Origin of the sequence: Rhodococcus sp. 21391 (genome assembly GCF_016772255.1) — a bacterium.
Classification (GTDB): domain Bacteria; phylum Actinomycetota; class Actinomycetes; order Mycobacteriales; family Mycobacteriaceae; genus Rhodococcus_F; species Rhodococcus_F opacus.
The window spans coordinates 1,144,011-1,155,864 of record NZ_CP063782.1 but is presented as its reverse complement, the minus strand read 5'-3'; the positions used below and the strand labels follow the sequence as shown (position 1 = coordinate 1,155,864).

Genomic DNA, 11,854 nt, shown 5'->3' with positions numbered 1-11,854 from the left:
CACTGACGTGGGGCCGAACGAGGCGCACTTGCGCGCACAAATTGTTCCGGAGTAAATCCCAGAGGAGAAAGGGAGGAGACTTATTCCAATCCTGAAAGGGCTATGGTGGCGGGTCGAGCGCATATTCTGGGGTCGGTAGCAAGCGTTTGACAACTTTTCCTGCCGAATTGCGGGGAAGCGAATTCACGAATGCGATGTCACGCGGGACCTTATACCGAGCTAAGTTGGCCCTTACGTACATTTGCACTTCGGCCGCCGTAAGCGAGGAGTCCTCACGCCGAACAACCCAGGCGTTCAGTCGCTGACCGAATTCAGGATCTGACACGCCCGAAACTGCAGCCTCGATCACCTCGGGGTGGCGTGCGATGAGTTTCTCCACCTCGCTTGGGTAGACGTTCTCGCCGCCGGAAACAATCATTTCGTCGCTGCGTCCGGTAATGAACAGCCTGCCGTGGCTGTCGAGATACCCCACGTCCCCGGTCGAGGTTATACCACCATTCCGAGTCCGCCCATATATCCGCCATCGTCTCCGAACGAAGACGTTCCCAGTTGCGCCGGCCGCCAGCCGTCGCCCTGTTGAGTCAAGAACGACGACTTCAGTTCCTCTGAGTGGCATACCTGCTGTGGCCGGCTCGTCGTATAGATCGGCGGGAACAGCGTATGCGATTCCACCGACCTCGGTCGATCCGTAGACGTTAAAGAGGATCTCACCGAACTCTTCCTGAAATCGGTTGGCGAGACCTGCGGTCATAACCGAACCACTGAGCTGCACATTGGTCACTGACGAGGTGTCGTGGGCACGTCGGACTTCTGACGGGAGATCAAGCAAGCGTTGCGCCATCACTGGCACGATTGCTACCGATCGCACTCGGTCTTCATCGATGAGCGAAAGAGCCTCTGATGGGTCAAATTTGCTACGAACTACGACGGTGGCACCGAGTATCCATGCGAGCGTTAGGTTGCCGAAGCCCCAGGCGTGAAATAGCGGGGCTGCGATGTAGTACGGGTGGCCGGCGTGCATCGGAACCCGTTCGAGAATTGCCGCCACAGTTCCGACCTGGCGCTCTAGTGCCACCCTGGGTAGAGCGACTGCCTCGCCCGTAGTACCCGAAGTGAGGATTACATGGACCGCCCGGCGTGTAGGGGCGGAGAGCCTCTGACCACGTCCGTTCGCAATGAATTCTTCTAGCCGCCGTCCTGGCCACGCCTCGATGAGCTGGCATGGTGTGCTCATTCCCGACAGTGCTTCGATGAACTCGTCGTCTGCCACTATCGCGCGAAGTTTCTCGTTATGGGCGACTTCGATTGTGCGGCGCCCGGCAAAGTCGGTGTTGAGTAGTACTGTGTCCACTCCGATCTTTGCGAATGCCACGATGGCTTCGAGAAAGTACCGGTGGTTGCGGCACATTACGCCGACGCGGTCGCCCTCAAGGAGTCCGTGTTCACGGAGTGCCCAACCCAGCGCATCGGTACGCCGGTGGAATTCACCGTACGTGACGGAACCGAGTTCGTCGTGTAGGAAGTCGCGTTCGCCATGCAGTATCGAATTGGCAACGGCGAGCCCAACAGGGCTCATACCGAAGGCGTGCAGCGCTTTGGCGGCACATAGCAGTGAACCCGGTGAGTGACGTGCGATCCCGGCCCGCTGCATCGCCCGAAGCCCAGCTGCCACGTCCACCAAATTGGTTAGCCAGCCGCGAAGCCTGTTCACAGCCTGCGCTCCTCTCGTTTGGGTAGGAACCCAGTACCCTCGAAGTGGTCGAGGTACATGGTCAGGATGCGTCCGTCGACTGACGGGGCGGCGACGCTCTCGGCCTCCAATGCACGTCGCGTCGAATCTCCATCCCACTGAGGTTCAGGGACCGATGCCTCAAGCATCAAACGGATGGATGGCAATAGGAGTTTGGCGTGCACGAGCGCATCGTGCTCGACGTCATCGTCGAGCACGGCCAGCCATTGCTCGATAGGTACGTATTTCAAGGGGTACCGTTCGCGAACTCGCTCGAACAGCTCGCGCAAAGGTGTCGGGGTCTGGTTCACCAGGTAATGCACCTGCGTGTCAGTATCCAGTTTGGAAAGTGTGACGATTGCGCGGGCCACGTGGTCTACCGGGGCGAAAGACACTGTGGTCTTGGTGATGTCCGGTGCCAGGCCAAGTACAGCGACGGCGCGTATCAAGTTCCAAACTCCATCGCTCTCCTGGTGAGCTCCGGTCGAAGAACTTCCACTGACCAAACCAGGTCGATAGACCCGTACCGGCAGTCCTCGCTCCCCTGCCCGGTGTATCAGGCACTCGGCAATCCACTTACTGGCCAGGTATCCTGACATCGGGTGATCGTCGTCCAAGGCACTTGTTCTTACAGCAGGATCAGCGTGTGGATCGACCGGGACGCCTGCGGTCGAGACGAAATGGACTGGCTTCACCCGCACGGTGCACGCGAGGCGCAGGATCTCCTGGGTACCTGCCACATTGGCCGTACGCAGTGCGGCATAGTGCGCGATGTGGTTCACCATGGCCCCGTTGTGATAGATAGTATCGACTTCGCCGGCGAGGCGTGACCACCCTTCGGTTGATAAGCCCAGCTTGGGCTTTGTCAGGTCACCGGCCAGCGGACAGATTCGATCAGCATATTTCTGGTCCCAGATTCCGTATCGGATCATTGCCTGGATGATCCGTAGCCGCGACGCCTCTTCGCCTTCTGCACGGACCAGACACCACACTCGTGCGGCGGTCCCGTCGAGCAGCTCGCGAAGCAGGAATGCCCCAAGAAACCCAGTCGCGCCGGTGAGCAGTACGGTCCGTGCATCGCCGCAAATTGGAGCGGCGACCTCGGCAATGCTGATGTCGGGCGCCAAACTAGATTCGGACGCCACGTCGATCGATGGAGTTAGGACGGTGCGCGATTCGTCCAGCGCCCTGGCGAGCGTAGCGGGTGTGGGATAGGAGAACACTCCGGAAAGCGGTACTTCGTAATCAGTTTCGGATCGGATTCGGGCGATGAGTTGGGTAATCAGTAGCGAGTGACCGCCCGCATCGAAGAACGAAGTGTCGACTCCCACCTCGGTCAGTCCTAGTACGTTGGCGAATGCTCGGCACAATCCTTCTTCCAGGGGTGTGCGCGGCGCGCGTATCTCCTCAACATACGCGGGGGCAGGCAGTGAAGCGCGGTCGAGCTTGCCGTTCGCTGTGACTGGCAGGTCGTCAAGAGCCACGACCGCCGAGGGAACCAGATGTGCAGGTAGCGAGTCGTAGAGTTTGGTCCGCAGGTTCTTACCATCGATCGATGCACCGGGTTCCGGAACCACATAGGCTACGAGACTGCGACCGGTGACCTCGTCCTCGCGCGCAACGACGACTGCTGATCGTACGTCCTGCATCGCATTCAGCGCCGCCTCGATTTCCGCAGGTTCGATCCGGAAGCCACGTACCTTCATCTGATCATCGACTCGTCCGACGAAGGCAAGATTGCCACTCTCGTTCCAGCGCACCAGGTCCCCCGTGCGGTAGAGGCGCGCACCAGCAGGTCCGAACGGATCTGCCACAAAGCGCTCAGCTGTGATCGCACCCTTGCCGTGGTAGCCGCGGGCTAACTGCATTCCCGACAGGTAGAGCTCTCCCACGACACCGAGCGGTGTTGGCTGTAAACCCACGTCCAAGACGTATAGTCGGGCGTCACCGATGGCACGGCCGATCGTCGGCTGTTCGTGACCGGTCAGCGGGTCGCTGATCGACGCGCAGACAGTGAATTCCGTCGGCCCGTACGCATTGACCATCAGGCGCCCAGGCGCCCAACGCTCAGCAAGGGCACCCGACAAGCTCTCCCCCGCAGTGACCAGGACAGTGCGCTTGGGGAGCCCATCGTCGGGTAGTGACGAGAGCACTGATGGCGGGATGGTCAGATGAGTGATCTTGTGCAGGCGAGCAAACTCGGAGAGTCCAGTTCCTACGAGCTCCTTCTCCGATGGCACAACCAACGTACCGCCAGCTGCGCAGAGTGCCATGACAATTTCCCATACCGAGGCGTCGAAGCTGGGCGACGCGAAGCGGGCCACCCGACTGTCAGGTCCCAATTGCAAGTGTGCGCGCTGACTTGCTGCCAGATTGGTCATGCCCGTATGCGTGACGATGACACCTTTCGGCGCACCGGTCGAGCCGGATGTGTATATGAGATAGGCCGCGTGATCTGCGCGCAGCGGCACTATGCGCTCGGTATCTGTCACGTGGCTATCCGAGTAGCGATCGACGTCGTCAATCGTCCACACATTGCCGGACACCCGGTGCATGGTGTCTGCATCCGCTACCACGCCCGCCGGCGCTGCGTCTGCAAGCATTAGCTGTATGCGCTCGTCCGGATAGGAGGGGTCGATGGGCAGATACGCAGCACCGGCCTTGAGAACTCCTAGGAGTGCTATCAGCTGCTCGGCGGACCGACCCAGGCACAATCCCACGAACGATTCCGGCCCGACACCGAGAGAGATGAGCTTGCGGGCAAATTTGTTCGATGCCTTGTCCAACGACTTGTAGGTCATCTCTTCGCCGCGGGTGAGTACAGCCACGTTATCGGGGGCTGCGGCCGCACGGTCGGCAAATAGGTCCAACAAGGTACGCGGAAGTGCGTGTCCGCGCTCCCGGCCTGCGGTCAGTGCGCGCTCTTCGGGGAGTAGGGCGGGCAGACTGCCCACTCGGGCGGCGGGACTGATTATCAGCTCCTTGAGGAGTAGCCGGAATCTCTCCACCAGAGTGTGGGCTTGCTCCTCGGTGAAGCAGTCGGCCCGGTAGTCAAGTCGAATTATGAGTTCATCCCCAGGTACGACAGCCAGGCTCAGCGGATAGTGAGTGCGGTCGTGGATCGACACCCCTACCACCGGCGAGTTCTCGTCATTGGCTCCCGTCGGATAGTTCTCGAACACCGTGCAGACGTCGAACAGTTCCGCGACACCGAGTTCGCGTTGAATTTCCGAGAGCCCCATGTGCTGGTGCTCCATGAGCTCAGCTTGGTGCTCTTGAAGTCGGGCCAGCAGATCTGACACGGTGTCCGTCTGCGTCCATTGCACCCTGATGGGAACGGTGTTGATGAGAAGTCCGACCATACGGTCTACCCCGCGGACCTCAGGCGGACGACCCGATACAGCTGCACCGAACACGACATCAGTACGCCCTGTGATCCGACCCAGCAGTATTCCCCACGCAGCCTGGATAACTGAGTTCGTCGTTACGCCGCTGGCGCGGGCAACCTGTTCCAACCGCGCTGTAGCGTCACGAGTCAGTCTCGACACCAGCCGTTCAGGATCTGTTGCGACTCGCCGTCCCATTCCGGGCGCGATCATCAACGGGGAGCAGCCGGCGAGCTCTAACCGCCACGCAGCGAGCGACCGCTCGGGGTCCTGCTGGTCGATCCAGAGCAAGTATTCATCGAAGGGGGTGGGTGCGGGCAGGCTAGTCGTTCCTTGCAGTAGCGCCGCCAGTTCACGCAGGAGAATGGGGACCGACCATCCGTCTAGGAGGATGTGGTGATAGGTGATGACCAGTCTGTGTTCACCGGGGCCCACTCTCACAAGGAGCAATCGCAGTAACGGAGGAATCCCGGGATCGAATGGCCTTCCTAGTTCCTCATTGAGCAGGCGGCGCCACTCGCCCTCGCGATCCCGTTCGTCACGCTCGGCCAGATCAATTGCTCGCCACGGCACGTCATCGACCCCGGAAATCACCTGGACTGGTATGCCGTTGGCCTGCAAAAAGAACGCTGCGCCCAGAACCGGGTAACGCCGAATCAGTGTGGCGACTGCCTCGCGCACGGAACTGGCCTCAACCTCGCCGCGCAGATCAAGCTTGAGCTGGACCACGTAGACGTCGTCGGTGCCTGCCTGCAGGGCATGAAACAGCAATCCACGTTGTAGCGGACCGAGCGGCAGCACCGAGCGAACGCCGGGGTATCGTTTCTCGATTTCGTCGACGTCAGTTTGTCTCAGCCTGACGAGCGGGAAGTCCGAAGGGCTCGATCCCCCGATATTCCGGCGCGTGGCGTGCTGCGTGAATTCGGTGATTGTTCCTTCGATGTGCTCGAGGAGTTCGCCGGCCCGTTCGTGTGACACGACTCCCGGTGCAAAGGTCAGGGAGAATTGGAGGACCGGGTCACCGTCACCGTCACCGTCACGGACAAGCGCGTCGAAGGCGAGGGCATGTTCGAGTGGAGCGTCAGGGGCCGCAGAGGCGATGAGCGCGGGACGCTCGGATGCTGGCCCCCAGTCCCCCTTAGCATAGGCGAATTTGCCGAGGTAGTTAAACAGCACCTCCGGCGCCGGCAAGTCAGCGAATTCTTCTGCGGTGCCGTGATTCAGATAGCGAAGCAGTCCGTAACCGATGCCTCGGCCCGGAACAGCACGCAATGCTTCTTTGACGCTCTTGATGGCCGAGCCTATAGCGGCATTGGATGGAAGTTCCAGGTGGACCGGGAAGATGTTAGTGAACCAACCGACGGTACGAGACAGGTCGGCACCAGGAAGTACCTCTTCCTCGCGGCCGTGGCCCTCGACGTCGACTACGACCGATTTGCCGAGCCACCGTGAGAGAGCCACACCAAAGATTGCGAGAAGAACCTCGTGCGCTCCGGCTCGATAAGCCGGGGCTAGTGTGGATAGCACGGCTTGTGTGTCCGATCCTGAAAGGGTCCCAGTGAGGACGGACGCGGTCGAATGAGTATCGGCCAGACGGTCGAGTGCACGCACACCGATTCCGGAGGACGGCATCAGTGCGCTCCGCCAGTAGGGCAATTCCGCTATCCGTGACGGCGCATGCGCCGAATTGACCAAACCGTTCGACCACTCACGCATCGATGTACCCACAGGTGGAAGGGCAACCTCCGCGCCGGCGCGGCTTGATTCGTAGGCCGCAGCGAGATCCAGTTCGATTATTCGCCATGAAACACCATCGACGACGAGGTGATGCGCCACCAGCAACAGTCTTCCGTGCTGGCCGCTTCCGATGTCGAACCATACTGCACGAATCATCGCGCCAGTTGCTGGATCCAGTTGCAAAGTCACACGATCGGTCTCGTCACGGATGCGCTCTGCGCGTGCATCGTTCGGCACGGCGGAGAGGTCGATACGCTCGATTGAGGAGGCGGCCTGCACGATGTCCGGGGATGGAACGAATAAGCCACCCGCCTCTGTCGCCCGGGCGCGGAGGACATCATGCCGCAAGACTATCGACCTGACTGCCGCACACACGTCCTTGAACTGCGCGTCTAGCGGTGTACGTAGCAGAACGGACTGATGGAGACCTGGAAAGCGCGGGAGGCCGGATCCGAATCTGCGGGCGATTGGCGACGGCGGGATGTCGCCGAGACCCGAGCCGAATAGGCGGGTTGAATCCGGATCCTTCGCCACTGCGGCAAGTGCAGCAACGGTCCGGTGCCGGAACACATCAGGGGACGAAAGGACCACTCCCGCAGTGCGCGCGGCTGCCACCAGCCGGATCGCCAGGATGCTGTCGCCACCCAGTTCGAAGAATGAGTCGTCGGCACCGACTTTGGACACGCCTAGCAGTTCGGCAACGATCTCGGCTAGCACTATCTCGCGTGGGCTTTCGGGCGGCCGCGATGGAGCCACAAGGGGTGGGTGAGGCCCAGGTAGGGCCAATCGGTCCAGCTTTCCATTGACTGTCAGCGGGAACGCGTCCAACACGACAAATGACGCAGGCACCATGTGCCCGGGCAACTGATCGCATACGTGGGATCGCACGTCCTCTATCAAGTGGTGCGGAGAGAACCACCGGCGGGGCGGTGCAGGCGCTGGCTGTAACGACCTATCGGGCCGCGTTGCATAGACCATTACGAGCGGGGTGCCGGCGAGGTCGTCCGGTCTATCGATTGCGACGCTGAAACCGTGCCGGACAAGCAGCGCTTTCACATCGGCAAGTAGCGTTCCGGTGTCCTCAACCTCCGCGACAATCTGCCCGATTATGTTCCAGTGCTCGGAGCGGATGCCCTGCAACGCCTCGAGCTCGCTCTTCTCGGCATCAATCTTCAGCAGGTCAACACGGCGAATATCCTGTTCGTCAAATATCTCCGACAACGTGTACATGCGAACTGGGACCTCGACGCCCTGCAGTCGCTCAGCTAGCAATTCCTCGAGTTCCCCTTCGCCCACGGCAGCAACGGCGGAGGAATTCCGATCATGCAGGATGAACTCCGTCAGCATCCCCTTGTCTACCTCTGTGTCGGCGAACCTGCTTGAGAGGATGGACATCTCTGGGTAATACGTGAAGGTGGCATGACCCGGCAGGTCTGCGATACCTCCCACAGTCAACTCGGCGTCGATGCTATGGAGCGCCGCATTGGTTCGATACAGTTCTGCAAGTTCTGGAATCGGTTCTACGGCATATATCCGCGCAGTCGGCGATAGGGCATGCAGGTGCAGCGCAAACATCCCAACATGGCCGCCCACGTCGACGATCACTGCGTTCTCGGGCAGGACGACGCCGTGCTTGAGATAATTGTTGTGCTCGAAGATCTCGCTGTACAGGAAACTGACATTGGACTGGTTCCGCGCAAGCACAGTCATTCCGTTGGGTAACTCATGACGTTCGGCACGATCGAGGTCGCCGGAGCGTTCGAGTATGCAGTGGTTCGCGGCGGCAGCCGCGCTCTTGGAATCTGCGACTAGATAGGCGGCCAGTCGTGTATTGCCGAAGTTGTCACTGCGGGCGAGCACTGTGGCCTGCGCAACACCCGGGTGGGATTGCAGTGCTGCCTCGATCTCGCCAGGTTCGATCCGGAAGCCGCGCACCTTGACCTGTCGATCCGCGCGTCCGGAATACTCGAGTTCACCATCGGCATTCCACCGCACCACATCGCCGGTGCGGTACAAGCGGGAACCCGGTGGCCCGAATGGGTTCGCCACGAACCGCTCGGCCGTTACGTTCACACGGTTCAGATACCCACGTGCCAACCCCTCTCCAGCGATGTAGAGATCACCGTCTACCCCTGGTGGCACCGGCTTGAGGCTCTCACCTAACACGAATGTGCGCAGATCCCCGAGTGCAGCGCCGATCAAGCTCGGCGCATTGGACTGGATGTCCTGCTCTTTGATTCGGCGAAGAGTTACATGGACAGTTGTCTCGGTGATCCCATACATGTTCACGAGGGTCGGTGCTTCCGCCTTGTGGCGGGAGTACCACTCCGACAGGCGTGATATCTCAAGCGCTTCGCCACCGAACACAATGGTTCGGAGCGATAGCTGGCGTCCTAGTTCGGAGTTCACTCGTTCCGCGGCCATTAGCTGGTAGAAGGCTGATGGCGTTTGGTTGAGCACGGTTACCTGCTCCCGCACGAGCAGTTTCAGAAGGTCATCTGGCGAGCGACTCGTCTCGACAGGGACAATGACGAGACGGCCTCCGTGCAACAATGCACCCCAGATCTCCCAGACGGAGAAGTCGAATGCATACGAATGGAACAGGGTCCACGTATCGCCTGACCCGAAGGAGAGTTCCTTCTCGGTCATTGTGAACAACCGAACTACGTTTCGGTGCTCGACCACCACACCCTTTGGCCTTCCTGTTGAGCCAGAGGTGTAGATGACATATGCGGGGTTTTCCGAAGTCAGCGTCGTCGCCGTCTCCTCCGCTGTAAGTGACGTGCCCGGGGTTACCGCGAGCTGCTCGATCACCTCGGGATCGTCTAGACGCATGGCTCTTGTCGGCACGCCGAAGTCGGCCAGCGGCGCCGTGGCGCTGTCCGCGATGATCAGCGCCGGGAGCGAATCGTCCAGTATGGTCCTGATTCGCTCATCTGGGTATGCGGGATCGATTGGTACGTAGGCACCACCTGCCTTGAGCACGCCGAGGATAGCGATCATCATTGCGGGTGACCGTGGCAGACAGAGTGCCACCAATTTCTCCGGACCTACACCCCTCGCGAGCAGTAGGCGTGCCAGTTGGTTCGATGCGCGGTCGAGCTCGCCGTATGTCATCTGCTCGCTGCCAGACACGATAGCGATTGAGTTTTTGCGCTCGGCGGCCTGAATGCTGAACAGTCCCGGCAAGGTGGCCGTGGGCGCGGGCACCGCATCCGCTGGCGACGCGGCTGTCAGCTCTGCTTCCTCGTCGGGTAGCAGTGGTGACAGATTGTTGACTCGCACGTCGGGCCCCGATAGGGACAACCGATCGAAGTAGTTCGCCAGCCTTGCGGCGAGTTTGGCAAGGTCGTGCTGGTCGTACTGGTCCGCGTCTGCCTGGAGTTCGATACCCAGCGCCATTCGTTGTTCATCGGGGTGCAGAACTACCGTCAGGTCACGGACGGGTCCGGAGGCCAGCAACCTGACACTAGCCCGGGCATCGCCGAATTCGATGTCGTGGTTGAACTTCATGATGTTGACGAGAACGCCGAACAGAGTGTCGGACCGTCCATCTATGTTTGCGCAATCCCGTGCCATGCGCTCGAGGCGATAACGCTGGTGTCCCAGTGCCGACCTCAACTCACCGGACATAGCTGCGGCGAGATCACGAAGCGGCATGTCTGGGGTGCACTCGAACCGCAAGGGCAGCGCGTTTGCAAGCATGCCGGGCGTGGCGAGCGTATTTGTATCGAGTCGTGCGTGGACACCCAGCCCCAAGGTCGACTCGCGCCGTCCTGAAACTGCGGAAACGAATCCTGCCATCCCCGACAGAAGCAGGGTCGCCGTCGATACGCCAATCTCGTTTGCCATAGCAATAAGCCGTGCGAAGGCGTCGGCCGACACGTCGATCCTCTGTCGCAGCACGTTCTGGGCGACTGCGGCATCACCACCTGAGAATGTGAATGGCGCCGGCCGGGTGGCCAGCCTCGCCCTCCAGTACCGCTGGTCCTCTTCGAATTCTGGCGATTGAAGATACCCGGCCTCGTTTGCGACTAGCTCAGCAAGATCACCCAACGCTCGCGCCGGGACCGAGTCTCCGACTGCCAAAGCGTGGTACACGTCGGCGATCCGCTTGGTGATGAGAGATCCGCCGTAACCATCAACGATGACGTGGTTGATCCGGGTAAACAGAAGAGCTCTATCTGCGTCGATTTCGAGTATCGCGTAGCCATATAGCGGGGCGTCACCGATCTCGGCGCCCAGTCTGATTTGTTCCCACATCCACTCGTCTGCGGCCGCCATCGGGTCTGCCACCTGTGTCAGATCGATGGTCTCGAAAGGAACCGGCGTGTCCAGTGCAGGTCTTTGTAAGACCACCCCGTCCATCTCGACCACCCGCATCGACATGGCTTCCGCTTCGTGCAGCACCACGTGTTCGATGGCCCGCCGCAACAGCGCCCGGTCAAATTCGCCTCTGATGTCGAGGTACTGTCCGCCGCTGTATTCGATACCCGGGCTGAGTGAGTGAGCTATCCATACGCCCAGTTGCGCCTCTGTGATCGAGATCGCGCTCCCACGTGTTGAGCGGATCAATTGCTTGACCAGACGATGCAACGTAGGCGATCCTGCCGACGATCACGAACACAAAATGAACGCGAGATTACCTGCGAGACTGGTCGAGACCTATCGATACTGACGAGTTGTCGACGGGGCACTCGCACAGAACGCAACCCGATTGGCGGTACATGCCGCAAGACTTGACTTCCAGCGTTTGACGGTTCCCGCCCTTTTGCCGTGCCGAAGTTCGCTTCGCGCAATAGTCGGTGAGCAAACTCGCGGTTCCCATCTTTTGGCTTCGCGCGTGAGAACTGCGGGTGCTGTCCACTCAATCGAGTCTGAGCACGTTGGCCATCCCCTACCAACCTAATGCGGGGCCGGGTGCGCAGACGGCACACCTCGGCGGAATTCCCACGGATCATTCCCGTAGCAGTCGACTTCTTCCTTCTCACAAGAAAATCCC

At 60.3% G+C, this 11,854-nt stretch carries 2 protein-coding genes; both read right to left on the bottom strand.

Annotated elements, in window-relative coordinates:
• Positions 1–100 precede the first annotated feature (100 nt).
• Entirely contained in the window at positions 101–1,711 is a 1,611-nt protein-coding gene (locus GO592_RS40240) for an AMP-binding protein (protein ID WP_082324985.1), read from the bottom strand.
• The gene (locus GO592_RS40235; RefSeq protein ID WP_007299326.1) at positions 1,708–11,448 is read right to left on the bottom strand and encodes a non-ribosomal peptide synthetase; all 9,741 of its coding nucleotides are present in this window, start codon (positions 11,446–11,448) and stop codon (positions 1,708–1,710) included. The genes GO592_RS40240 and GO592_RS40235 overlap by 4 nt, the downstream gene beginning before the upstream one ends.
• Positions 11,449–11,854 lie beyond the last annotated feature (406 nt).